Here is a 24,231-nt window from a genome sequence, read left to right as displayed (position 1 = left end):
GCCTCTCCTGTCGTGTCGCCGGGTCGGTCCTGGTGCGGCATGTGCGACCCCCGCGGCCCGTCGGGCATGGGGGGCATGGGCGGCCTGTGCGGGAGGACGACGGGTGGACTTCGCCTCGGCTGCGGACCACGCCTCGGGTGCGCCGTTTCTGCGGGTGACCGGGCCGGGTGGCGAGGCGCTGCCCTGGGTGGTGGTCCGGGCTCCCGTCGTCACGCACGCCCAGCACGCGCGCCTGAGCCGGCTCGCCGCCGAGGGCTGTCGCTTCGTCGGCGCCACGAGCTACCTGGGTTTCCCTGGGGCGGAGTTCCGTGACGAGCGCGACTACGGGCTGCTCTGCGAGGCGTGGCTGCACTGCTTCCGGGACCCGGACCGCTACCTGCCGCCGAACAGGCCGCGACGCCTGGTGAGCGAGTCCGACTTCACCGACCCGCTGCGCGTCGACCCGCGCCGCGTCCGCCTCGGCCCGGCCACCGGGGCGCTGCCGCCGGAACCGGTCGCGGACGTGGTCCACGTGTCGGGTGCGGAGCCCTGGCGGCAGCGGGCCAAGAACTGGCCGCTCGCCGCCCGCTGCCTGCGCCGGCTGGCCGAGGAGGGCCTGCGGATCCTGGTCGTCGACGCTCCGCCCGGCGCGGAGCCGCCGCCCGGCGTCACGCTGACGGGACCGCTGGAGTGGCCCTTGCTGCTCGCCGTGATCTCGGCCGCGCGCTGCCTGTTCGTGCCGGCCGTTCTCGACGCGTCGCCGCGGGTGCTCGCCGAGGCGCTCTGCCTGGACGTGCCCGTCGTCGTCAACCGGGCGATCCTCGGCGGATGGCAGTACGTCAACCCGTTCACCGGGGTGTTCTTCGACGGGGAGGACGACGTGGTGCCCGCCGTTCTGGAGGCGGTGGGCGGCACGGGCCGGCCGCGGTCCTGGTTCATGGCCCACCACGGGCCGGCCCGCGCGGGCGCCCGGGTGCTCCGGCTGCTGCGCGCCCTCGACCCCTCGCTTCCGGCCCTCAGCCATGTGCTGCTGGCCCCCGACCGGGACCTGCCGCGACCCGCTGCGCCGGGGACACGTTGAGGACCAGCCGCGGCGGGCCCGCCATGGGCGACCGGTGGATCCACGCGTCCGTCACGGGATGCGGCGACCAGTGCCGTCGCACGTCGATGTGCCGGAAGTAGACGGTCGCGTCCGGCGGCACCCGGTGCACGGGGGCCCGCGGCCGCAGGAACGACGGCGTCTCGTCCATGGCGACCAGCGACCCGGACGCCGCGCCGGCCGCCGCATCGTCATAGGAACCGCAGGCCCCGGCCCCCGCCTCCCGCGCGATCCGCTCCCGGCGGGACAGATAGGCGTAGAAGTCCTTCATGCTCAGGACGTCGTCACACGCCACGTACTCGGTCGTCGGCCCGTTGTAGACCCGTACGGCACCGGTCGTGGGCGCCTGCGGCGGAACCGTGTCGACGTGGAACCCGCAGCGGCGGGTGGGTGCCTCCGTGAACACCCGCACCATCACGCGCCGCACCCGCGTCGTGGCCGTCACCTGCTCCACGATCCCCGTCATGTCGTCGAGCAGCGCACGGGCGACGGCCCCGTCCGTACGGGCCAGGGCCGTGCGGGCCCAGTCGGCGAACTCGTCGGGGGATACGGCGCTCAGGGTCGTGCGGGCGATGACGAGCCGCCGCGCGACGACCAGCTCGGCCAACTCGTCCAGCCAGCCCGGACGTTCGTCCCGGGTCAGGATGACGGCGGTCGGGCCGGGGTCCGACAGTCGTGCGATGTCCTGTGCGGTGTCCCCGCGGAGGACACCGCTGGGAAACGTCTCCTCGTCGATGGGGACCACGGACGGGACCGTAGTCGTGGCCCGGGCCGGATCCCGGCCCGACAGGCGGGGCCGGGAGCGCGAGAACCCGTTCGGCCGAGACGCGGACCGCGGCACGGGGGCGTACGGGGCGTTCGGGGTGTACGGGGGCGGCATGGCATCCGAGCGGCACATGCCCGACACCGTTCCGAGGGACGGCTCAGGCGACCCCGCGGACGCGGCGGACGAGGAGGCCGCCGGCGAGAGTGGCCACGGCGGCCGCGGTGTAGAGGCCGGTGTAGCCGCCGAGGTGGGCGATGAGCGGGGTGGCGATGGCGGGAGCGAGGACCTGGGGGCCGGAGTTGGCGATGTTGATGACGCCCAGGTCCTTCGCGCGGTCCGCGGCCTCCGGCAGGACCTGGGTGACCAGGGCCTGGTCGACGGCGAGGTAGATCCCGTAGCCGGCGCCCAGGACCGCCGCCGCGGCGAGGGCCGACGGCCAGGTGTGGAGCAGGGCGAGCAGCAGCGCGGCGGCGGCCATGACCAGGGAGCAGGCGACGACGAAAGGCTTGCGGCGGCCGACCCGGTCCGAGAGGACGCCCACGGGGATGGCCGTGACCGCGGCGCAGAGCGTGTAGACCACGGTGAGGATCAGCACGCCGGTGCCCGGGTCGCCGTAGTGGACGGCGTCGGCGAGGAAGTAGAAGAGGTAGAGGGTGCCGAGGGCGTTGCCGAGGTTGATCAGGAAGCGGGTGAGCCAGGCCCAGCCGAAGTCGGGGTGCCGGCGGGGGCTGACCCAGAACGAGCGGGCGAAGGCGCGGGCGTCGAAGGCGGGGCGCAGCTCGCGGGGCAGCGCGGGCTCGCCGTGGCGCAGCACGAACGGGAGGGAGAGGGCGACGGTGAGCACGGCGAGGGTGGCGTAGCCGGAGCGGACGCCGGTGATCAGCAGGGCGGTGATCAGCGCGCCGAGGACCAGGCCGAAGGACTGCATGAGGCCGGTCCAGCCGGAGACCTGCGCGCGTTGGGCGAGGGGCACGCGGTCGGCGACGGGAGTGGTGACGCCGGCGAGCATCGCGTTCAGGCCGGCCTGCGCGAGGCACCAGCCGACGGCGACCCCGGCGACGGTGTGCTGCGCGGCGGTGACCGCCAGCCCCGCCGCCCCGGCGAGGGCGCCGCCGAGGATCCAGGGCCTGCGGCGGCCGAAGCGGCTCGTGGTCCGGTCCGACCAGGCGCCGGCGAGCGGATTGGCCACCACGGCGACGAGTGCGCCGAGGCCGGTGACGAGCGAGAGCGCGGCGTTCTTGGCGTGCGGGTCGATGTGCTCCAGTTGGAGCGGCAGGAGAATCTGGATGGGCGTCATGAAGGCCATGAAGACGGCGAGCGTGGCCAGCGAGAGGCCTGCCGTCCAGCCGGGTGCGACCGGAAGGCTGGGCTCGGCGAAGACGGCGGCCCGGTCTTCGCGGGCCGGGTCGGTCTGATCCGCCGAGCCCGTCGGCTCTGCCGGGCCCGTCTGGTCCGCCGGGGCCGCCGACCCCAACGCGTCCGCCGCGTCCGCCGGGTCCCCCGCGAGGGCGTGGGCCATGGTGACTCCGTCGGTCAGGGCCGCTGGGCGGCGATGAGGTTGCGGTACCACTCGAAACTCGCCCGCGGTGTGCGCAGTTGGGTGGCGAAGTCGACCTCGACCAGTCCGAAGCGCTGGTGGTAGCCCTCGGCCCATTCGAAGTTGTCGAGCAGCGACCAGGTGAAGTAGCCGCGCACCTCGACACCTCGGGCCATGGCCCGGGCGATCGCGGCGATGTGTCCCGCGAGGTAGTCGATCCGTGCCCGGTCCTGGGTCCCGGAGGGCTGCGAGCAGCCGTTCTCGGTGATCCATACCGGCGGGAGCGCGTCGCCGTAGCGGGCCTTGAGGCCGGTGAGCAGTTCCGTGAGTCCGTCGGGGACGACCGGCCAGCCGAACGCGGTGCGCGGATAAGCCCGTTCCGGCTCGGCGAGGTCGAAGGGCAGCCCGGCGGCGGGATCGGCGGGGGCGGTGACCCAGGTCGGGTTGTAGTAGTTGACGCCGAGGCCGTCGAGCGGGGTCGCGATGGTGGCGAGGTCGCCGTCGCGGATCGCCCCTCCCCAGGTCGGGTCGGCCGTCCCGTATGCCGACAGGTCGGGGTAACTCCCGGTCAGGATCGGGTCGTTGAAGAGTCGGTTGTGCAGGATGTCGTACGTGGAGGCCGCGGCGAGGTCCTCGTCCGACCGCGCGTCGGAGCGGAGGCGGACGGGCGTGCAGTTGTTGGCGACCAGCACCTCCGCGTCCGGCACCGCGGACCGCAGCGCCGCGGTCGCGAGGCCGTGGGCGAGGAGCTGGTGGTGCGCGACGGGCAGGGCGTCCAGCATCAGGGCGCGGCCCGGGGCGTGGACGCCGAAGCCGTAGCCGAACGACATGTGCACGAAGGGCTCGTTCAGGGTGATCCAGCGCTTGACCCGGTCACCGAGCCGCTCGGCGGCCACGGCCGCGTACGCGCCGAACCGGTGGGCGGTCTCGCGGTTCAGCCAGCCGCCCTCGTCCTCGAGCGCCTGCGGCAGGTCCCAGTGGAAGAGGGTCGGGGTCGGTTCGATCCCGGCGTCGAGCAGTGCGTCGACGAGGCGGTCGTAGAAGTCGAGGCCGCGCGGCTCGACCTTGCCCGCCCCGGTCGGCAGGATGCGCGGCCAGGAGAGCGAGAAGCGGTACGCGTCGAGGCCGAGCCGCCGCATCAGTGCGACGTCCTCGTCGAACCGGTGGTAGTGGTCGCAGGCGACGTCGCCGGTGTGCCCGTCCCGGACGGCGCCGGGGCGGCGGACGAAGGTGTCCCAGACCGAGGCGCCCTTGCCGTCCTCGTCGGCGGCGCCCTCGATCTGGTAGGCGGCTGTGGAGGCGCCCCAGACGAAGTCGGCGGGGAATCGCGGGAGTCGGGTCGGTTCGGTGGAGCCGGTGGTCATGGGCGCAGCCTTCCGTCCGGAGCGGGCCGCACCATAACATGAACATCTGTTCACGTTCTATGGGTGCGAGAGTGCCGGCTCGATGGTGCTCGGCCGAGCTCGGCGGCCCTCAGCCGCCCTCGTTCGCCCTCAACCGCCCTCAGCCGCCCGCGGCCGCCAGTCGGACGCGCAGGTCTTCCCAGTAGGAGTTCAGCATCCGCTTGAGCTCGTCCACGGTCTCCAGGTCCGGCTCGCCGCCGCTCTTGAACACCTCGTGCAGTACGGCGTTGGCCGCCCACACCACCATCCGCGCCGCCCGCCGCACCGGCTCCCCGCCAGGCCCGCCGGTCAGCTGCTCGACGATGCGCTCCAGCCCCTCGGCGACGAGCGCGTTGCTGGCCTCGTCGGCCCGGGCCAGCTCGGGGCTCAGATGCCGCCCGGCCCACAGCGCCATGCCGCCCGGCTGGGACCGGAAGAGCTCCGCGTAGACGTCGACCACCGTGCCGACCAGGTCGGTCAGTTCACCCCTGACGGCTTGCTCGACAAGCCCGTCGACGGCCGTCCCGAACCCCTCCAGATACTGCTGACCGAGCGCGTCCACGACAGCGCCCTTGTCCGGATAGAACTGATAGATGCTCCCGACCGGCGTCCCCGCCTCCTCGGCGACCCGCCGCATCGTCAGCGCCTCGTACCCCTCGCGCGCCAGGATCCGGTCGGCCGCACCGAGAATCGCCTCGACCCGAGCCCGGCTGCGCGCCTGCTGCGGCTGCCTCCGCAGCCGGGGCCTGCCCTCGGGCTCGGCGCTGCGCTTCGCCTGCGGACTCGTCGCTTCCGTCACCACACGCTCCCGGTCGTCCGATGCCGCGAACGTAACACGCGACCACGGGCGCACGGCCGGGGTTGCTTCCGGGGCGCCCAGCCGGTCTGCGCCCAGGCGTACTCGCCGAGGTCTTCGGAGAGCACGAGCCCGGCCCGCACTACGCCGGCGGCGTGAGGTCCGGGTGCTCCTTCAGCAAGCGGGGCGGGGCGGCCTGTTGCCAGGAGTCGAGGACGATCGCGCGGAGTTCGTCCGCGTCGTCGACGGCGGCCAGGCGCACCCGTACCCAGGCGAAGGCGGCCTCGTGGTCGGCGATCCAGAACTTGTCGGGCTCGGCGAGGACCAGTTCGTCGCGCTCTTCCTTGGGGCAGCGGACCGCCATCGAGGTCTCGTTCTCGGGGAGGGTCAGGAACATCTTGCCGGCGACGCGGAAGGTGGGCATGGACCAGGCCTCCTTCTCGGTCGTCTCGGGCAGGGCGAGCGCGAGCGCGCGGACTTCGTCGGAGGTGCTCATGGTCAGACCGTACGACGGGCCACTGACATCGACGCGCCGTGGCGGCATAGGGTGCGATCGGCACGGACACGGCGGTAGGGCGGGGAGATGACGGTGGAGTCGGCGCGGCGGTGGGATTCGGTCCTGGACGCGGTGGTGGTGTACGCGCAGGGCGCGTTGTGCCGGCGGCTGGCGGGCGGTGTCGTACCGGCTGACGGAGAGCGGGTACGGGTCGCGGGGCTGCCGCGGGCGTTGGACCCCGGCTCGCTGCGGGCGCGGGTGCTCGGCGGGTCGGGGGCGCGGGTCACCGAGGCGCGGGTGGAGGTGGAGGCCGGACCGGCCGGCGGTGGGCGGGACGGCGCGGAACGGCGCGAGGTGGAGCGGCTGCGTGACGCGTGCGCGGCGGTGCGGGCCCGCAGGGACCGGCAGTTGGGGCTGATCGAGGAGGTCGGCGGGGTGCGGCCGGTGCCGCCGGGCCGCAAGCGCGAGGATCCGCCCCGGCGTACGCCCGTCGAGGCGTGGCTGGAGCTCGCGGACTTCGTCGACGAGCGGCTGGCGGCCCTGCACGAGCGGCTGGCGGAGCTGGAGGAGGCGCTGCGGCGCGCCGAGCACGAACTGGGCGTCGCCGAGGACCGGCTCGCCCGCTCCTCGACCGACGCGCCGTCCGCACACGTCGACGCCACCGTCTGCGCGGTGCTCACCCTGGCCGGGACGGCGGGCGAAGAGGTGGAGCTGGAGGTCGAGTACGGCGTGCCGGGCGCGGTCTGGGTGCCGGCCTATCGTCTGAGCCACCGTCAGGGCGACGGCAGCGGCCGTCTGGTGCTGCGCGCGTCGGTCGCCCAGCGGACCGGCGAGGACTGGACGGGCGTGCGCGTCGCGTTCGCCACCGCCGACCTGCGGCGCCGCGCCGACCTGCCCAGGCTCGGCTCGCTGCGGATCGGGCGCAGTCAGCCCGCTCCGGCGCCGGCCGGCTGGCGGGAGCCGCCGACGGGGCTCGCCGACCTGTTCACGGCGTACGACGCGCAGGGCCCCCGCCCGTTGGGCCGCGGCCGCCCGGGTGCGGCCGCCGGCGCGCCGGTGCCCGTCGGCGGTGCCGCGGGTGGCCCCGCCATGCCCGTCCCGCCGCCCCCGCCCCCGCCTCCGCCGCCGTCGGCCGCGCAGCCACCCGCACCGGCAGCCGCCCCCGTTCCGGTATCGGCACCGGTGCCGCAGGGGTACGGCGGGCCACCCGCGCCCGGCAGCGCGTACCGCGCCGCTCCCTTCGGCCCGGCGGCTCCCGGCGCGGCTCCCGCGCCGCCCTCAGGACCGGCCCCGTTCGCGGCCCCCGCCCCGGCACCCGCCGCGCCGCCGCCGGCCGGCCCGCCGCAGCCGAGCGGCGCCGAGCTGGACTACGCCGCCCTCGAACTGTGCGGCCCGGACGAGCCCGGGACCCGCCGCGGCCGGCTGTTCCCCGGTGCGCCGTTCGACCCGGTGGCGGCCGAGCTCCGGCGGCGCGCCGAGACGGTGGCGGCCCTGCCGCTGCCCGGACACGCCGTACGGCCACGGGAGTCGGCGGGTTCCTTCGACCACCGTTTCGACGCCGCCGCCCGCGCGGACATCCCGTCGGACGGCACCTGGCACACGGTCACCGTGGGCGAGATCGCGGTCGGTCTGCGTACCGAGTACCTGTGCGTGCCGTCCGTGGAACCGACCGTGTACGCGACGCTCGTGCTGTCCAACGCCTCCGAGCAGGCGCTGCTCGCCGGCCCGGTGGAGGTCACCGTCGACGACGACTTCCTGCTGACCGCCGCGCTGCCCACGCTGGCGCCCGGCGGAGCGCGGCGGGTGGGGCTCGGGCCCGCCGAGGGCATCCGGGTGGTCCGCCGTACGCATATGAACGAGTCGACCGCGGGTCTGCGCAACAACACGACCGTCCTCGACCACCGCGTCCAGGTGGAGCTCGCCAACCGGCTGCCGCGGCCGGTCACCGTGGAGGTGCGCGAGCGGGTGCCTGTCTCGTCCGAACCGGACGTACGGATCGAGGAACGAGCCGGCTGGGCGGCGCCCGACGACGGGGCCGGTCCCGAGCAGTACGCCCCGGGCACCCGCGTCTGGCGGGTGGACCTGCCCGCCGGCGGCACCACCGCCCTCGAAGGCGGCTACGAGATCCGCATCCCGGCCGGCAAGGCCCTCGTCGACGGCAACCGCAGGAGCTGAGCCTTCATGTCCACGACGCACACGCCCGCCCCGGGCGACCCCGTCGCCGAACCCATCGCGCTGCCCGTCACCGCCGTCACCTGTCTGGAGGACCGCGCGCACATCGAGCGCGCCGCCGTCCTCGACCTGCGCGAGGGGGTGCAGCGGCTGCGGCTCGGGCCGGTCGGCGCGCTGGCCGTCGACCGTACGCTGCACGCGGAGCTGACCGCCGATCACCCCGCCGCCGTGCTCGACGTCCGGATCGTGCGCACCTGGGCTCCGCGCGGTCCGCTGCCGGACGCCGACGAGGACTCCGCGCTGCGCCGGGCGCTGCACGCCCTGACGGAGGAGCGGTTCGCGCTCGAACGGCGGCGCGACCGGTTGCGGACCCGGCTGGAGCTGCTCGGCCGGCTCGCCGCCGATCTGCTGCGGGAGATCGGCGAGGGCGCCGGGGCCGGTGAGACCGACACGGCGCGCTGGGCCGGCGAGCTGGACCGGGTGGACCAGGAGCGCGACACGTACGCCGAGCGGCTCCGCGCCGTCGAGGCCCGGCTGGTGGCGCTGGGCGAGGAGCGCGCAGACACCGAGCGGGCCCTGGAAGCCGCCGAGGAGGAACCCGCCGAGCTGCTCGGACATGTCGAGCTGACCGTCCGCGCCACGGCGGCCGGACCCGCCCGGCTGCGGCTGACCCACCTGACGCCGTGCGCGCTGTGGCGGCCCGCCTACCGTGCCGTGCTCGACGGGGACGCGCTGACGCTGGAGACCGACGCGGTGGTCTGGCAGCGGACGGGCGAGGAGTGGTCGGACGTACGCCTGACGCTGTCGACGGCCCGCTCGGCGCTGGCCGGTGAGCCGCCGCGGCTCGTCGAGGACCGGCTGACCCTCAAGGACCGCACGGCGGCGGAGCGCCGTACCGTCGACGTCGAACTGCGTGAGGAGCGGACCGCGGACCTCGGTCCGCTGCCGGTGCTCGGCCTGCCGGGCGTGGACGACGGCGGCGAGACGCGCGTGCTGCACTCCCCCGCGCCCGTCTCGGTGCCCTCGGACGGGCGCGCCCACCGGGTGCGGCTCTCCGCCTTCACCACGCCCGCGCGCAGCGAGTACGCCTGCGCGCCGGAGCTGTCGCCGCTGGTCACCCAGGTCGTGCGGTTCGACAACCGGTCGGGCCACGCGCTGCTCGCCGGGCCCGTCGACCTGGTGCGCGACCACGGATTCAGCGGCCGCGGCACCCTGGACTTCACTCCTCCCGGCGCCCCCGTCGAGCTCGCCTTCGGCAGTCGTGACGACCACCGGGTCGTCCGCCGTGCCGAGGAGTCGCGCGACACCGCCGGCCTGTCCCAGCGCACCGTCGTCACCCGTACGGTACGGCTGCACCTGTCCCGGTTCTCGGCGCCCGGCGAACAGGGCGACCGCGTGATCGCCGTACGGGAGCGGATCCCGGTCTCCGAGGTGGCGGCCGTGGAGGTACGCCTCCTGAAGGACGTCTGTTCGCCGGTGCCCGACGCGGTCGACGCCGACGGCATCGTCCGCTGGGACGTGGCACTCGCGCCGGGCGGCCGGCGGACGGTGACCCTGGCGTACGAGATCGCGGCGAAGGCGAAGGTCAGCGGGATCTGAACCAAGGGCGGAGGGCGAACGGGCCGGGCCGGCGCCCGTCGGTCAGCGGGCCGCCGCCGCGTGCGAGTGGGAGGCGTGGTAGTCGTCGTCGTGGTCGTCATAGTCGATCGTCCCGGACGTGATCTGGCCGACGAGTCCCAGCAGGAGGAAGAGCCAGACCAGGACCTTCGCGGTGGTGTCCAGGAGCAGGGGGCGCGTGGCGGAGCGCTGCTCGGGCGCGGCGGGGGCCGGCACAGGTGCGGGAACGGGGGCGGGCCCGGGGACCGGGGCCTGGGAGGGTGCGGGGGCAGCGGCGGGTGCGGTGGCGTCGTCGCCCAGGATGCCCTTGGGGTAGACCGGGGTCAGCATCATCGCGTACGCCGACAGCCGCATCCGGTAGCGGACGACGGCCGCCGTCGCGCCGAAGACGGGCTCGGGGAGGCGCCCCAGGACGATCCCGATCAGCCAGAACACCCAGCCGACCGCGAACCAGCCGGACTGCGCGAGGCTGCTGACGATCTGTGCCGGGATCATCAGGAACAGCCGGAACAGCACGGCGAGGCGGTTGAGCGGGGTGGCGCGGAGCTCGATGCGGACGGGGTAGTCGGGTGCGTCGAAGGCGAAGGGCGGATAGCGGTCGACGAGCAGTGCGGAGCTCGCCAGGACCCGGGTCTGGTAGGCGAGCACCGAGCCGAGGAACGACCCGATGGCGTCGGGCAGACGGCCCAGGACCAGGGCGCTGAACCAGCCCGCCACGGTGACGAAGAACGCGGCGATGGACAGGACGACGACGACGAACTGCGGCAGGAGCAGCAGCCAGCGCAGCAGCACCGTCCAGCGGCGCTGTCGCCCCGGAGGGGGGATGTCCAGGGGCGGCCGGAACTCGTCCTCGTCGGTGTACGCCGGAGGCCGGGGTTCCCATCCTGCTGCCATCGGCCGCCTCCTCCGCGTCCCGCCTGTCCCGGTGTTCGCCGGGTGCTCCCCTGCTGCGCCCGTGCACCTCGATCGTGGCGCGGCGATAGGGCCGCCGCACCGCCACCGGGGCCACAGGGGTTACCGCGGGCCCGGTTCCGGCCTGCGCCGCCACCCGGGACCGGACTCGTACCGCTCCCTCGTCAGGCGAGCTCCTTGACCGCCGCCAGGTACTCCAGGACGGCGTCGCGGTTGCGGGTCAGGCAACGGATCCGGCGTTCCATCCGCTCGGTCTCGCACTCCAGGGTGGCGATCATCTCGGGCGTGGCGTCGGCGAAGTGGATCTTCCGCGGGCTGTCCAGGCAGGGCAGGATCTGCTTGATGATCCGCGTGGGCAACCCCGCGTCGAGGAGCCCGCGGATCTGCAGGACCCGGTCGACGAGGCTCTCGTCGTACGCGCGGTAGCCGTTCGCCTCGCGGCGCGGAGTGAACAGGCCCTGCTCCTCGTAGTAGCGCAGGAGGCGCGGAGGGGTGTCCGTCAGCCGGGCGAGTTCGCCGATGCGCATATGACCATCCTCGTTTCGTCGAGAGCGGTACGGGTCCTGCCGGACCGGTCCTAGCCGAGCCAGCCCCGGAGCAGCTCCTCGCGCTCGGCCTTCCTGGGCGCCGACCCGCCCTCCCAGGCGCGGCCCCACTCCGACATCGCCGCCAGCGTCGTCTGCATCGTCGCGGCGCCCTCGGTGAGCCGGGACAGCAGCGCGCGGGAGAGGTCGGCCTCGGTCTGGGTGTAGCCGACGGCCGCGGCGGCGTAGGCCCCCAACTCGTACTCGCCGTCGGCCGCGTCCACGCACACCGTCATCAGCGGAGGCGCCTCGACCTCCGGGCCCATCCCCATGGGCAGGGCCAGCTCCTTCACCGTCACCAAGGCCACCTCCGCGACGGCGCCGACCTGCCGCATCAGCGACGTCACGGGCACTCCCCCCACCGTCAGGGCCCGCACGTCCTCCCACAGATGCAGGCCGGACTGCCCGTCGCCCAGCCCGACGATCCCCTCGGAGGTCAGCCGCACCCCGGGGGCGTGCCCGGACGGCTTCGCGCCCACGTACACATCGCCCTCGACGATCCAGAACAGGCCCACCATGGCCATGTGTTGCCCACTTCCCCCGACGACGGCAGCGCCCTCGTCTCGCACATCAAACGATCAGGTCACCTTCGGCAACGCAACAAGCGGACGGAAAGTTCCCACACCCCGGCCCGGCGCCCGTTCCGGGCGCAGTGCTCTACTTGCAGTTCCCTCCCCGCTCGAACGACAGGTGTGAGAACGTGCAACTCGCCGACAGCAATCGGCTCTCGCTGAAAGGGCTCCTCCAGGAACGCCGCGCGGCCATAAGTCCCGAATCCGCCGGGTTTCCGCGGCGGGTGTCCGGGCGTGGGCGCCGGGCCGTCGGGTTGAGCCAGGAGCAGATGGACTGTCTGCTGCACCGTGCGCCCGGTACGTACAACCGGTTCGAGAACGGGCAGCTGGCCAAGGTGTCGAACGAGTTCCTGACCGCCGTGGCGAAGGCGCTGCGGCTCAACGAGCAGGAGTGGACGATCCTGTGGCGGCTGGCGCGCCGGGAGAACCCGCCGTACGCCCTGCACGAGGACTCCGGGATGACGGTGCCCGGGGTGTGGCGGGGCGTGATGGAGCAGATCAGCGGGGCGATGGCGTATGTGACCGACGCCGAGTGGAACGTGCTGGCGCACAACGAGGACTACCGGCGCCTGTTCCCGCGCGGTGAGCCGCCGGCGAACACGATGCGGTGGATGCTGCTCGACGAGGAGGCGCGTACGGAGGTGCTGACCGACTGGGAGAGCCGGTGGGCGCCCCTGGTGATGCCCCAGTTGCGGCACGCCAGGGAGATGCGGCCGGACAACGGGACGCTGGCGCGGATCGAGGCGGAGGTTCTGGCGGACGCGGTGGCGGGGCCGATCTACCGGGAGGCGGCGACCGCGCCGATCCCGTACCCGGACGGCTCCGAGCGGCCGATCCACCATGCCGTGCACGGCCCCGGCTGGGTGACGACGTGCGTCGCCGAGCCGGTCACGTCGCCCGGTTCGCGGGTCATGCTGCTGGTCTACACGCCGGGCAGGTCGCTCGCCGAGCGGCATCCGGTGCTGTCGGCGCCGCTGAGGTCCTGAGGCGGTACCGGACGGGGGAACAACCGGCACCCATCACGTACGTTTTCCCCTACCCCGACCCGAGGAGTCTCAGCCGTGGCTCACATAGCCCGCCCCGCCATAGCCCTGCCCCCGAACCTGGTCACCACCGACGAGCTGTGCGCGGACATCCGTGCCGCCCACCCCGAGCTGCCCCGGCTGGAGGCCTATCTGCGGATCGCCCGGGCGACGACCGTGGAGAAGCGGTACTTCACGCGTCCGCTGTCCGCGCCGACGGTCTCCGGCACCGCGCCGATCGAGGAGCGCAACGGCGCCGCGTTCGAGGACGCGCTGCGGCTCGCCGTCGCGTCGGGCCGCCAGGCCCTGGCGAACGCCGGGCTCGCGCCCGAGGACGTGGACTGTGTCATCACCAGTCACACGACCTCGTGGGCGGTGCCCTCGCTCGACGTGTCGCTCGTGTACGAACTCGGGCTGCGAGCCGACGTACGGCGGATCCCGATGGCCAGCGTCGGGTGCGCGGGCGGGGCCCAGGCGATCGTGTACGCGCGGGACGACATCAGGGCGCACCCCGGCGCGAACGTCCTGATCGTCGTCGCCGAGTGCCTGTCGGCGGCGACGTACAACCATGTCGACACCAGCCGTGAGTCCATGATCTACAAGGTGCTGTTCGGGGACGGCTCCGGTGCCGTGGTCGTGTCGGACACCCCGCGGTGGGACGGCCCGAGCCTGGAGGTCAGCGACACGTTCCAGTACGTGCTGCCGGAGAGCATCAGCCGCTACAAGGGGCGGCTGACGGCCGAGGGGCTGCACTTCGACTCCACCGACGCCGCCACCCGCGCGCTGAGCGACTCCCTCCCGGAGATCCACAAGTGGCTGGACGGGCGGCCGACCGACTTCGTCGTGGTGCACCCCGGCGGTCCGCGCATCATCCTCGACGCCGCCGACGGCCTCGGGCTCGACCCCGACAAGACGACGGGCGACCTGACGCACTCCTGGACGAGCCTCGCGGAGTGCGGAAACCTCGGCGGCTCGGCCGTCCTCGACGTGCTGGCCCGGACGTTCGACGCCCCTCCGGCGCACGACAGCGAGGGCCTGCTCGTCGGCTTCGGCCCCGGTTTCATCCTGGCCGCGGCGTACGGGCGCTGGCACCACCCCGCCGTCTGACGCCCGGCGTCCGACGCCCGCCGCCTGACGCCCGCCGTCCGACGCCCGCCGCCTGACGTCCGCCGCCTGGCAGCATCCGACGCCCGACACCGGACACCACGCCGTCGGCGTGGTGTACCGACGCGTCGTCGCACGGGTCCCTCGACTTCCCCTGCCGCGCCGCCACATGAGCCTATTTGAGCGCAGGGGATTGACGGTTACATGATCACGGCGTTTCCTGTGATCCGCAACGTTTGATTGCGCGTGATTCTGGTCGATTGTGTCGCACTCGCAGGTCACTTCCCACCCCAGGAGCCCCCACATGCCCACCCCGCGCTCCCGCCTCGCCCCCGTCGCCGCCACGGCTCTCGTCGCCGCCCTCGGCCTCACCGCGTGTTCGAGCGGACAGGCGCCGTCCGGCTCTTCCGGCGACGTCCGCACGGTGGAGGGCAAGATCTCCCTGACGTATCTTCAGAAGCAGGGCGACCAGGAGTACTTCATCGGCGAGGCGGCCGGCGCGAAGGCGAAGGCGGCCGAGCTCGGCGTCGACCTGAAGGTGGTCAACCTCGGCAACGACGCCAACAAGACCGTCAGCGAGGTCCAGTCCGCGATCGCGCAGAAGAGCAACGGCCTGATCATCGTCGTCCCCGACCCCGCGGTCGGACCACAGGTCGTCCAGGCCGCCCGGGACGCCAAGGTCGCCCTGCTCACCTCCGACGACCAGATCTGCACCACCGGCCCGGCACCCGCGTCCTGCGCGAAGGGTGATCTGGTGCCGCGGATCGGCTTCAGCGGCGAGCAGATGGGCGGCGAGGTCGGCAAGCGGGCCGCCGAGGAGTACAAGAAGGCCGGCTGGAACGCGGCCGACACCCGGATCATCGCCGCCTGGAAGCAGGACGTCACCGTCTGCGGCGACCGCGTCAAAGCCGCCACGGCGGCCTTCGACTCGGCCGTCCACGGCGTGAGGGGCCTCGAAGTCGCCACCGACAACACCCCGACCGGCGCCCAGGACAAGGTGGCGGCCACCATCACCGCCAACCCCGGCGTCAAGCACTGGGTCGTCTGGGGATGCAACGACGAGAACGTCCAGGGCGGGGTCACCGCCCTGCAGAACGCCGGCATCGACGCCAAGGACATCATCGGCGTCGGCCTCGGCGCCTACCTCGCCTGCAAGGACTGGCAGTCCGGCAAGCCGTCCGGCATGAAGGCGGCGCTGTTCATCAACGGCAAGGACGTCGGCGCGCTCGCCGTCCAGACCATGTACGACCGCCTCAAGAACGGCAAAGAGTTCCCCGCCGAGGCGTTCGCGCCGACCCGGATGGTCGACGCCGCGAGCTGGCAGGCGGCCGGCGTCTCCTGCAGCTGACGCGCCCCGGCTCCCGTCCCGCCCCGCCCCGCCCCGCGTGAGTGAGGTCCCATGACCAGCACCGCACCCGCCGGCCTGTCCGCCGAGAACGTCTCCAAGCGCTTCGGCGCCGTCCACGCGCTCCAGGACGTCACCCTGCACTTCCCGCCCGGCCAGGTCACCGCCCTGATGGGCGAGAACGGCGCCGGCAAGTCCACCCTCCTGCGCATCCTGACCGGCGATCACCGGCCGAGCCGGGGGCGGGTCCTGCTGGACGGGACGCCGCTCGACCTCGCCTCGCCGATCGACGCGCGCCGGGCCGGGATCCGGATCATCCCCCAGGAGCCGGAGATCATCCCGCACGTCTCGGTCGCCGAGAACGTGTACGCCGGTTCGCTGCCCCGCCGCGCCGGGCGCCGCCTCGACCGGGCCGAACTGCGCCGCCGGATCACCGCGGACCTGGCGGCGCTCGGCTTCGCCAAGGTCCTCGACCCCGACCTGCCCGGCTTCCGGCTGACCGCCGCCCAGCGCCAGTTGGTGGAGATCCTCCGCGCCTTCACCGGCAGCGCCCCGCCCCGCGCGATCGCCTTCGACGAGCCGACCTCCTCCCTCTCCGAGCACGAGACCGAGGCCCTGTTCACCTTGATCGGGCGGCTCCGCGACCAGGGCGTCGCCGTCGTCTACGTGTCGCACCGGATGAAGGAGATCTTCCGCCTCGCCGACCGCATCGCCGTCCTGCGCGACGGCCGGGTCGCGGGCGTCGTCGACGCCTCCGCCACCACCGAGACGGAGGTCGTGCGTCTGATGGTCGGCCGCGACCTGGCCGGCCTGTTCGCCCGGCAGGAGGTCGCCACCGACCGCATCGTGCTCGACGTCCGCGGCCTCACCACCGACGACGTCCGCGACATCACGCTCCAGGTCCGGGCCGGGGAGGTGGTCGCCCTGGCCGGACTGATCGGCGCCGGCCGCTCCGAACTCGCCCTCGCCCTCGCCGGGGACACCCCGATCCGCTCCGGCACCGTCACGCTCGACGGCAGACGTCTCGACCTGCGCAGTCCGCGCGACGCCGTCGCCGCCGGCATCGGCCTGGCCCCGGAGGAGCGCAAGGCCCAGGCCCTGTTCCTGCACCGCACCATCCGTGACAACACCGCGCTGGTCAGCCTCGGCCGGCTGCGCCGCCGGCGTTTCGTCAGCAAGTCCGGGGAGCGCGCCCTCGCCCAGGAGTTCGCCGACCGGCTGCGGGTGCGCGCACCCTCCGTCGAGGCCGAGGTCCACACCCTTTCCGGCGGCAACCAGCAGAAGGTCGTGCTCGCCCGCTGGCTGGCCCGCAGGCCCGCGCTGCTGATCCTCGACGAACCCACCCGGGGCGTGGACATCGGTGCCAAGGCGGAGATCTACCAGATCATCGCCGACCTGGCCCGCGAGGGCGTGGCCATCCTGGTGGTCTCCTCCGAACTGCCCGAGGTCCTCGGCCTCGCCGACCGCGTCCTCGTCCTGCAGAACGGCCGCGTCACCGGCGAACTCGGCCGGTCCGAGGCCTCGGAGGAAGCGATCCTCGCCCTCGCCATGGCCGACGACCTCACCGCCGCTCCCCAGGGCGGCGCCGGCACGGACCCCGACGCGGGCACTCCCACCGACTCCCCTGCACCGGCCGCCCCGACCAGTCCGACCAGTCCGACCAGTGCTGGTCCCAGCACTCCTACCAGCCCGACCCCCGCGACGGGAGCCGCCCGATGAGCGCCGCCACCGCCCCGAGCACCCAGCGCCCGCCGAGCGGGACCGGACCCGAGCCGCGCCCGGGCGGCCCGCGCACACTCCTCGCCTCGATCGGCGGGCAGAACGCCGGACTCCTCGGCGCCCTCGTCGTCGTGGTCGCCCTGTTCGGCACGCTCGACCCCAACTTCCTCGGCTGGGACAACATCCGGGTGATCGGCGAGGCGGCCACCATCGCCGGGCTGCTCGCCGTCGTACAGACCGTCGTCATCATCTGCGGCGGCCTCGACATCTCCGTCGGCTCCCAGGCCGGCCTCGCCTCCGTGGTCAGCGCGATGGTCTTCACCGCCACCGGCTCCAGCGCCCCGCTCGGCATCGGCGCCGCCCTGCTCGGGGGCGCCGCCGTCGGCCTGCTCAACGGCGTCGTGATCATCCACGGCAGGGTCAACCCCACGATCGCCACGCTGGCCGGCCTCGCCGCGTACAAGGGACTCGCCCAACTGGTCTCCGACGGACGGGCGCAGGGCTACGTGCTCGGCGACCCCGTCTTCGTCTTCCTCAGCCGGGGAAGGATCGCCGGGCTGCCTACCATGGTCTGGATCCTGGCGCTGGTCGCGGCCGCGGTGCACGTCCTGCTCACGTACACCGACATCGGCCGCAACATCTACGCGCTCGGCGGCAACGACACCGCCGCCCGGCTGGCCGGCATCAACCTCAACAAGTACCTGATCTCGGCGTACGCGCTGACCGGCACCGTCGCCGCCCTCGCCGGTGTGCTGCTCACCGCGCGCACCGGCTCCGGGCAGCCGGTCTCCGGCAGCGAGGGCCTGGAACTCCAGTCGATCACCGCGGCCGCGCTCGGCGGCTGTGCCCTCAAGGGCGGCAAGGGCACGATCGGCGGCACCCTGCTCGCGGTCGCCCTGCTCGGCGCCCTGCAGAACGGGCTCACCGTCCAGGGCATCAACACCTTCTGGCAGAACGTCGCCCAGGGACTGCTCCTCGTGGCCGCCGTCGTCATCCAGCAGCGCCGCCACCGCGGCCGCGCCGTCGGCCTGCCCGCGTAGCTCCGCTCCTGCTCCTGCACCCCCGCACCCCCGCAACCCCCGCACCTGCACCTGCACCTGCACCTGCACCCGCACCTCCTTGTCGGCCGATCAACCTTCCAGACAGGAGAGCTCACTTGACTCCCTCCACACGCGGGACCGGACACGGCATCAGGCACGTCCTCACCGCGACGACCACCTCGCTGGCCATGCTGTTCGGCGGTGGCGCCCTCGCCGCCACGGCCGCCACGGGCCTCCAACTGGCCGCCGCACCACCGGCGGCGGCCGTGGAGAACACACTGGCCCGCACTCCCGCGATGGGCTTCAACAACTGGAACTCCACCCACTGCCGGGCGGAGTTCAACGAGTCGATGGTCAAGGGCATCGCGGACATCTTCGTCACCCAGGGGCTCAAGGACGCCGGCTACCAGTACGTCAACCTGGACGACTGCTGGGCCCTGCCGAACCGCGACGCCTCCGGCAACCTGGTGCCCGACCCGGTCCGCTTCCCGCACGGGATCAAGGCGCTGGCCGACTACGTCCACGCCAAGGGCCTGAAGTTCGGCCTCTACTCCAGTGCCGGCACCAAGACCTGCGACACCCTCGGCTTCCCCGGCGGACTCGGCCACGAGCAGCAGGACGCCAACCTCTGGGCGTCCTGGGGCGTCGACTACCTCAAGTACGACAACTGCAACAACCAGGGCGTCGACGCCCGGCAGCGCTACCGGGCGATGGGCGACGCGCTGAAGGCCACCGGCCGCCCCATCCTCTACAGCATCTGCGAATGGGGCCAGAACCAGCCGTGGACCTGGGCTCAGGACGTCGGCAACTCCTGGCGCACCACCGGAGACATCACCGACTCCTGGTCCAGCATGATCGGCATCGCACACGCCAACCAGCCGCTCGCCCCGTACGCCGGGCCCGGCGGCTGGAACGACCCGGACATGCTGGAGGTCGGCAACGGCGGCATGACCGACACCGAGTACCGCACCCACTTCAGCCTCTGGGCCGAGATGTCCGCGCCGCTGCTGATCGGCAGCGACCTGCGGACCGCGAGCGCGGCGACGCTGGCGATCCTGAAGAACACCGACGTGATCGCGGTCGACCAGGACCCGCTGGGCGTGCAGGGCACCGTGCTGTCCAGCAGCGGCGGCCTGGTCGTCATGAGCAAGCCGCTCGCCGACGGCAGCCGCGCGATCACCCTCACCAACGAGACCAGCCTGGCCCGGACCGTCGCCACCACCGCGGAGGCCGCCGGGATCGGCGGCGCGCCCTCGTACATGCTCAAGGACCTGTGGTCCGGGCAGACCACCACCTCGACCGGCGCGGTCAGCGCGTCGGTGCCGCCGCACGGCACGGTGATGTACCGGGTGACCCCGAGCGCGCCGATCGCGCTGCCCGCCGGCCTGTACCAGCTCGGTGACCTGGCCTGGACCTCGGCCACCAACGGCTGGGGACCGGTGGAGCGCAACAGGAGCAACGGTGAGAGCGGCTCCGGCGACGGGCACACCCTGACGGTCGGCGGCGCCGCGTACGCCAAGGGCCTGGGCACCCACGCCTCCTCCGACGTCCGCTACCACCTGGGCGGGACGTGCCGGAACCTCACCGTCGACGTCGGCGTCGACGACGAGGTCGGCAACAGCGGCTCGGTGGTCTTCCAGGTGTACCGCGACCAGAGCCTGGCCGCCGACAGCGGGGTGCTGCGGGGCAGCGATCCCGCGAAGCGCCTCAGCGTCGACCTCACCGGTACGAACGACCTGCGGCTGGTGGTCACCGACGCCGGGGACGGCAAGAACTACGACCACGCCGACTGGGCGGGTGCGCGTCTCGCCTGCGGTGACGGCCCGTCGGCCGGCAGCCACGCCCTGAGCGACCTCGCGTGGGCGAGTGCCGCCAACAGCTGGGGGCCGGTCGAGCGCGACCGCAGCAACGGCGAGCAGGCGGCCGGCGACGGCCGCACCCTGACCGTCGGCGGCACGCCGTACGCCAAGGGCCTCGGCACCCACGCCGCCGCCACCCTCACGTACTACCTGGGCGGCTCCTGCACCGGCCTGAGCACCGACGTGGGCGTCGACGACGAGGTCGGCAACAGCGGCTCGGTGGTCTTCCGGGTGTACGCGGACGGTGTGAAGGTCGCCGAGAGCGCCACCCTGACCGGCAGCGCGGCCGCAGCCCACCTCGACGCCCCGCTCACCGGTGCCTACGAGCTCACGCTCCAGGTCACCGACGCCGGCGACGGCAACAGTTACGACCACGCCGACTGGGGCGGCCCCACCCTCACCTGCGTCTGATCGTGGCGGCCCGGCAGGCCGGCGCGCACATCGGCGCCGGCCCGCCGGGACCGGCTACCGGCTCTCACACCCCGCGTCTCACGCCTCGTGGGACACGCGGATCAGGTGGTCGCGCACGACGGCCACGTGCGGGTTGGTGGCGGAGCCGGGGCGCTGGACGAGGAAGCCGGTGTTGATCGGCGGGTCCTCGGGCTGGTGCAGCAGGACCAGGGCCCCGGACGCGAGCTCGGCCGCACAGAGGTAGCGCGGCAGGACGCTGGCCCCGACGCCGCCGACGACGGCGGCGAGGACCGCGCGCAGGTCGGGGACGGTGACGGCGGGGGTGGTCGCGAGGCGGGTGCCGAAGACGTGCCGCCAGTAGCGGCGCAGGATGGGCAGGTCCTCGGCGTACGAGACGAGGGGCACGCCGTGCAGGGCGGCGGGCCCGTCGGTGGCGACGCGCGCGCTGAGGCGTTCGGCCCACGCCGGCGCGGCGACCAGGACGAACTCCTCGTCGGCGAGCGGGACGGAGGCGAGGTTGCGGCCCCGGGGGCGGACGGTCGCCACCACCAGGTCGTGGCGGCCGGCCCGCAGCGCCTCCAGGAGGTCGTCGGTGAGGCCGAAGGTGACGCGGAGCCGTACACCCTTGTCGACGAGGCCGGCGAGGGTGGGCAGGACGCAGTGCGAGAGGTACTCGGCCGGGCCGGCGATGTGCACGGGCTCCGCCTCGCCCGCGCCGAGCAGCCCGCCGGGGCCGTGGACGGCGCCGAGCGCGTCCAGCGGCTCCACGACGCGGCCGGCCAGCTCGTCGGCGAAGGGGGTCGGGGCGACGCCGCGCGGCAGGCGCTCGAACAGCTCCCGGCCGAGCCGGCTCTCCAGCGTGCGGATCTGGGTGGTGACGGTGGGCTGGGAGAGGCCGAGCATGCGGGCGCCGGTGGTGAAGGAACCGGCCCGGTAGACGGCGAGGAAGGTGCGCAACAGGTTCAGGTCGGGCAGTCCGGGACCGTGCGCGGGGGCCGCCGGCACGCCCGTCGGCACTCCCGGGGCCGCTGCTGCCGGTGCTGCCGGTGCTGCCGGTGCTCCCCCAGGCACACCGGCCGGCCAGCCTGTCGGCATTCCCGCCGTGCCATCGGATTTCCTATCTGCCATATGTCCGAGCCTATTGGATTCGGATGGGTCCTGCCTCCTACGGTCGAGGACATCGCCGCACTGACGATCTGCGTCCGCGGTGTCAGAACCCCACTGCGTCAGCCTGGAGAGACACGCATGTCGAAGATCCTTTTCGTGATGACCGGCGTCGACCACTGGACCCTCGCCGACGGCACCGAGCACCCCACCGGCTTCTGGGCCGAGGAGGCCGCCGCGCCGTACGAGGCGTTCACGGCCGTCGGTCACGAGATCACCGTCGCCACGCCCGGCGGCGTCGTCCCGACCGTCGACCGGGGCAGCCTGGCGCCCGAGGTGAACGGCGGGCAGGAGGGTGCCGACCGGATCGCCGCGACCCTCGACGCGATGGCCGAGCTCCGCCGCCCGGTCCGGCTCGAGGACGTGCGGCTCGACGACTACGACGCCGTCTTCTACCCCGGCGGCCACGGCCCCATGGAGGACCTCGCCGTCGACGCCGTCTCCGGTCGCCTCCTGATCGACACGCTGGCGTCGGGCAAGCCGCTCGGTGTCGTCTGCCACGCGCCGGCCGCGCTGCTCGCGGCGGTCGAGGAGGAGGGCGGCAACGCCTTCGCCGGGTACCGGGTGGCCGCCTTTAGCAACGCGGAGGAGACCCAGGCGGGCTTCGCCGACAAGGCCAAGTGGCTGCTCGAGGACCGGCTGGTCGAGGCCGGCGTCGACGTCCGCGTCGGCGAGCCGTGGGCGCCGAACGTGGTCGTCGACCGCAACCTCGTCACCGGCCAGAACCCGGCCTCCTCCGCCCCGCTCGCCGCCGAGCTGCTCAAGAAGCTGGCCTGACCATGGGCACCGACCGGCTCGACGAGGTCCTCGACGCCGCCTACGACTGCCTGACCCGGTACGGCGTACGGCGCACCACGATGGACGACATCGCCGCCACCATGGGCGTGTCCCGGTCCGCGGTCTACCAGTACGTGCGCAACAAGGACGACGCCTTCCGCCGCCTCGCCGCCCGGCTGCACGCCCGCGCCCTGGAGCGGGCCCGGCAGGCGGCGGCCGACCGGAACGCCTCGTACACCGTACGGATCCGGGGCGTCCTCGCCGCCAAGCTCGACCTCGTCGCCGAGCTGAGCGGCCCCTCGCCGCACACCGCCGAACTGGTGGACGCCAAGGCCCGGCTCTTCACCGGGATCTGCGCCTCGTTCACGGCCGATCTGCGGAGCCTGCTCACCGAGCTGTTCGCCGAGGCCGGCACCACCGCGGGCGTCGAGCCCGCGCAGGCGGCGGACATCGCCCTGGCGCTCGTCCTCGGACTGGAGTCGGTGGCCGGGGCCGACGCCGAGGCCATGACGACGGACAGCAGGGCGCTCTTCGCCCCGGCGACGGACGCGCTGCTCGCGGGGCTGCTGGGCGTACCGGTGCAGACACCGGAGCCGGAGCCGGAACGGGGGCCGGGGTCGGAAACGGGGCCGGGGCCGGGGTCGGTAACGGCACCCTTGCCGACCGCCCTCTGAGTCCGCCCTCCTCCTTTCCTTCCTCCCCTCCTACTTCCTTTCTCCCCCTCCTACTTCCTTTCTCCTCCCCCCTCCTCCCCCTCTTACGTGGAGCTATGTCATGCCTTTTTCCAGCCGTGAATGGCAGCTCGTCGCCCGGCCCGTCGGCGAGCCCCGGTCCGCCGACTTCGCCTTCGTGACCACCACCGTGCCCGACCCGGGCCCCGGTCAGATCGTCGTCCGCAACGACTTCCTCTCCGTCGACCCGTACATGCGCGGCCGGATGAACGAGGGCGAGTCCTACATCCCGCAGTTCGAGCTCGGCGAGACCATGACGGGTACGGCCGTCGGCACGGTCGTCGCCTCGCAGGCGCCGGAGGTGCCGGTCGGCGCCACTGTCACGCACTTCCTGGGCTGGCGGGAGTACGCCCTCGTGGACGCCGCCGCCGTGCAGCGCGTCGACACCGCGCTCGCGCCCGCCGAGGCGTACCTGGGCGTGCTCGGCACCACAGGTCTGACCGCGTGGGCCACGCTGACGGAGATCGCGCCGGTGCGCGAGGGCGACGTCGTCTTCGTGTCCGGGGCGGCGGGCGCGGTCGGCTCGGTGGCCGGTCAGTTCGCCCGCAAGCTGGGTGCCTCGAAGGTGATCGGTTCGGCGGGCGGGCCCGAGAAGGCCGGCCGGCTGGTGGAGCAGTACGGCTACGACGCGGCGCTCGACTACCGCGCGGGCGACGTCGCCGGTCAGCTCGCGGCCGCCGCGCCCGAGGGCATCGACGTCTACCTCGACAATGTGGGCGGCGAGCACCTGGACGCGGCCCTCGCGGCGATGAACCTGAACGGCCGGATCGGCCTGGTCGGCGCCATCTCCGCGTACAACGCGACGGAGCTGCCGCCCGGCCCGGCGAACCTGCCGCTCGCCATCGGCAAGCGCATCACGCTGCGCGGCATGAACGTGGGCGACCACCTGCACCTGGTGCCCGACTACGCCAAGCAGGCGGGCGGCTGGCTGAAGGACGGCTCGCTGGTCGCCGACGAGACGGTCGTCGACGGCATCGAGAACACGCTCGACGCCTTCCAGTCGATGATGCGCGGCGGCAACACGGGCAAGATGCTCGTCCGCCTGGCGCACCGCTAGACGCCCTCGGCGGGGGGGGCCCCGCGGCGGGGCGGGGGCCCCCCCCCCCCGGAGAGACCACCAAAGCAGAAGCGGAGGAGGGGGGAGAGG

General features: G+C 73.6%; 21 protein-coding genes and 1 pseudogene. 13 read left to right on the top strand and 9 right to left on the bottom strand.

Features of this window, described 5'->3' with window-relative positions; translation table 11 throughout:
• Positions 1-103 precede the first annotated feature (103 nt).
• Positions 104-1,060 carry a hypothetical protein gene (locus ACWEJX_RS29115; RefSeq protein ID WP_451610391.1) on the top strand — a complete coding sequence of 319 codons (957 nt, stop codon included), beginning with the start codon at positions 104-106 and terminating at the stop codon, positions 1,058-1,060.
• Here the strand turns inward: ACWEJX_RS29115 and ACWEJX_RS29110 are convergent.
• The 5 genes from ACWEJX_RS29110 to ACWEJX_RS29090 all read right to left on the bottom strand — a co-directional run bounded on the left by ACWEJX_RS29110 (position 996) and on the right by ACWEJX_RS29090 (position 6,055).
• Positions 996-1,823, bottom strand: a complete 828-nt coding sequence (locus ACWEJX_RS29110) for a DUF1826 domain-containing protein (protein WP_451610390.1) — start codon at positions 1,821-1,823, stop codon at positions 996-998. The genes ACWEJX_RS29115 and ACWEJX_RS29110 overlap by 65 nt on opposite strands.
• Positions 1,824-2,001: 178 nt before the next feature.
• On the bottom strand, positions 2,002-3,363 hold the full coding sequence (locus ACWEJX_RS29105; protein WP_451610389.1) for an MFS transporter: 1,362 nt from the start codon (positions 3,361-3,363) through the stop codon (positions 2,002-2,004).
• Positions 3,364-3,377: 14 nt separating this feature from the next.
• Positions 3,378-4,745 carry a GH1 family beta-glucosidase gene (locus ACWEJX_RS29100; protein ID WP_451610388.1) on the bottom strand — a complete coding sequence of 456 codons (1,368 nt, stop codon included), beginning with the start codon at positions 4,743-4,745 and terminating at the stop codon, positions 3,378-3,380.
• Positions 4,746-4,884: 139 nt separating this feature from the next.
• Positions 4,885-5,562 (bottom strand): TetR/AcrR family transcriptional regulator, encoded by a 678-nt coding sequence (locus ACWEJX_RS29095; RefSeq protein ID WP_451610387.1) that lies wholly within the window; start codon positions 5,560-5,562, stop codon positions 4,885-4,887.
• A 139-nt stretch (positions 5,563-5,701) separates the two neighbouring features.
• A complete protein-coding gene (locus tag ACWEJX_RS29090; protein ID WP_451610386.1) occupies positions 5,702-6,055 on the bottom strand; it encodes an MmcQ/YjbR family DNA-binding protein in 354 nt (117 codons plus the stop codon).
• Between the two features lie 87 nt (positions 6,056-6,142).
• On the opposite strand from ACWEJX_RS29090, the gene ACWEJX_RS29085 reads away from it, so the two are divergent.
• Both ACWEJX_RS29085 and ACWEJX_RS29080 read left to right on the top strand, forming a co-directional pair.
• Positions 6,143-8,230, top strand: a complete 2,088-nt coding sequence (locus tag ACWEJX_RS29085) for a DUF4139 domain-containing protein (RefSeq protein WP_451610385.1) — start codon at positions 6,143-6,145, stop codon at positions 8,228-8,230.
• A 6-nt stretch (positions 8,231-8,236) separates the two neighbouring features.
• Positions 8,237-9,826 (top strand): mucoidy inhibitor MuiA family protein, encoded by a 1,590-nt coding sequence (locus ACWEJX_RS29080; RefSeq protein ID WP_451610384.1) that lies wholly within the window; start codon positions 8,237-8,239, stop codon positions 9,824-9,826.
• 42 nt (positions 9,827-9,868) lie between these two features.
• Here the strand turns inward: ACWEJX_RS29080 and ACWEJX_RS29075 are convergent, their stop codons facing one another.
• The 3 genes from ACWEJX_RS29075 to ACWEJX_RS29065 all read right to left on the bottom strand — a co-directional run bounded on the left by ACWEJX_RS29075 (position 9,869) and on the right by ACWEJX_RS29065 (position 11,864).
• Positions 9,869-10,738: a DUF4389 domain-containing protein gene (locus tag ACWEJX_RS29075; protein WP_451610383.1), complete on the bottom strand. Its 870-nt coding sequence runs from the start codon at positions 10,736-10,738 to the stop codon at positions 9,869-9,871.
• Positions 10,739-10,920: 182 nt separating this feature from the next.
• Entirely contained in the window at positions 10,921-11,283 is a 363-nt protein-coding gene (locus ACWEJX_RS29070; RefSeq protein ID WP_451610382.1) for a MerR family transcriptional regulator, read from the bottom strand.
• A gap of 50 nt (positions 11,284-11,333) precedes the next feature.
• Positions 11,334-11,864, bottom strand: a complete 531-nt coding sequence (locus ACWEJX_RS29065; protein WP_451610381.1) for a hypothetical protein — start codon at positions 11,862-11,864, stop codon at positions 11,334-11,336.
• 317 nt (positions 11,865-12,181) lie between these two features.
• Here ACWEJX_RS29065 and ACWEJX_RS29060 point away from each other — a divergent pair, with 317 nt between their 5' ends.
• The 7 genes and pseudogenes from ACWEJX_RS29060 to ACWEJX_RS29030 all read left to right on the top strand — a co-directional run bounded on the left by ACWEJX_RS29060 (position 12,182) and on the right by ACWEJX_RS29030 (position 20,412).
• The gene (locus ACWEJX_RS29060) at positions 12,182-12,898 is read left to right on the top strand and encodes an MmyB family transcriptional regulator (RefSeq protein WP_451610380.1); all 717 of its coding nucleotides are present in this window, start codon (positions 12,182-12,184) and stop codon (positions 12,896-12,898) included.
• 75 nt (positions 12,899-12,973) lie between these two features.
• Positions 12,974-14,041 (top strand): PhlD, encoded by a 1,068-nt coding sequence (locus tag ACWEJX_RS29055; RefSeq protein ID WP_451610379.1) that lies wholly within the window; start codon positions 12,974-12,976, stop codon positions 14,039-14,041.
• Between the two features lie 301 nt (positions 14,042-14,342).
• A complete protein-coding gene (locus tag ACWEJX_RS29050) occupies positions 14,343-15,386 on the top strand; it encodes a substrate-binding domain-containing protein (RefSeq protein WP_451610378.1) in 1,044 nt (347 codons plus the stop codon).
• A 51-nt stretch (positions 15,387-15,437) separates the two neighbouring features.
• Positions 15,438-17,102, top strand: a complete 1,665-nt coding sequence (locus ACWEJX_RS29045; RefSeq protein WP_451610377.1) for an ATP-binding cassette domain-containing protein — start codon at positions 15,438-15,440, stop codon at positions 17,100-17,102.
• Complete coding sequence (locus ACWEJX_RS29040; protein WP_451610376.1) at positions 17,099-18,142, top strand: ABC transporter permease; 1,044 nt, start codon at positions 17,099-17,101, stop codon at positions 18,140-18,142. Before ACWEJX_RS29045 ends, ACWEJX_RS29040 begins: the two co-directional genes overlap by 4 nt.
• 188 nt (positions 18,143-18,330) lie before the next feature.
• Positions 18,331-19,956: pseudogene (locus ACWEJX_RS29035) on the top strand (NPCBM/NEW2 domain-containing protein); the annotation flags it as partial.
• A gap of 30 nt (positions 19,957-19,986) precedes the next feature.
• Positions 19,987-20,412 carry an NPCBM/NEW2 domain-containing protein gene (locus ACWEJX_RS29030; protein WP_451610399.1) on the top strand — a complete coding sequence of 142 codons (426 nt, stop codon included), beginning with the start codon at positions 19,987-19,989 and terminating at the stop codon, positions 20,410-20,412.
• A 78-nt stretch (positions 20,413-20,490) separates the two neighbouring features.
• Here ACWEJX_RS29030 and ACWEJX_RS29025 read toward each other — a convergent pair whose 3' ends face one another.
• Positions 20,491-21,417, bottom strand: coding sequence for a LysR family transcriptional regulator (locus tag ACWEJX_RS29025; RefSeq protein ID WP_451610375.1), 927 nt, complete (start codon positions 21,415-21,417; stop codon positions 20,491-20,493).
• 240 nt (positions 21,418-21,657) lie between these two features.
• Between ACWEJX_RS29025 and ACWEJX_RS29020 the strand changes: the two genes are divergently transcribed.
• The 3 genes from ACWEJX_RS29020 (at position 21,658) to ACWEJX_RS29010 (ending at position 24,141) form a co-directional block, all read left to right on the top strand.
• Entirely contained in the window at positions 21,658-22,353 is a 696-nt protein-coding gene (locus ACWEJX_RS29020) for a type 1 glutamine amidotransferase domain-containing protein (RefSeq protein ID WP_451610374.1), read from the top strand.
• Between the two features lie 2 nt (positions 22,354-22,355).
• Complete coding sequence (locus tag ACWEJX_RS29015) at positions 22,356-23,027, top strand: TetR/AcrR family transcriptional regulator (protein ID WP_451610373.1); 672 nt, start codon at positions 22,356-22,358, stop codon at positions 23,025-23,027.
• Positions 23,028-23,127: 100 nt separating this feature from the next.
• The gene (locus tag ACWEJX_RS29010) at positions 23,128-24,141 is read left to right on the top strand and encodes an NADP-dependent oxidoreductase (RefSeq protein ID WP_451610372.1); all 1,014 of its coding nucleotides are present in this window, start codon (positions 23,128-23,130) and stop codon (positions 24,139-24,141) included.
• Positions 24,142-24,231 lie beyond the last annotated feature (90 nt).

Source organism: Streptomyces sp. NPDC004788 (assembly GCF_053601115.1).
This window is presented reverse-complemented; position numbering and strand designations above follow the sequence as displayed.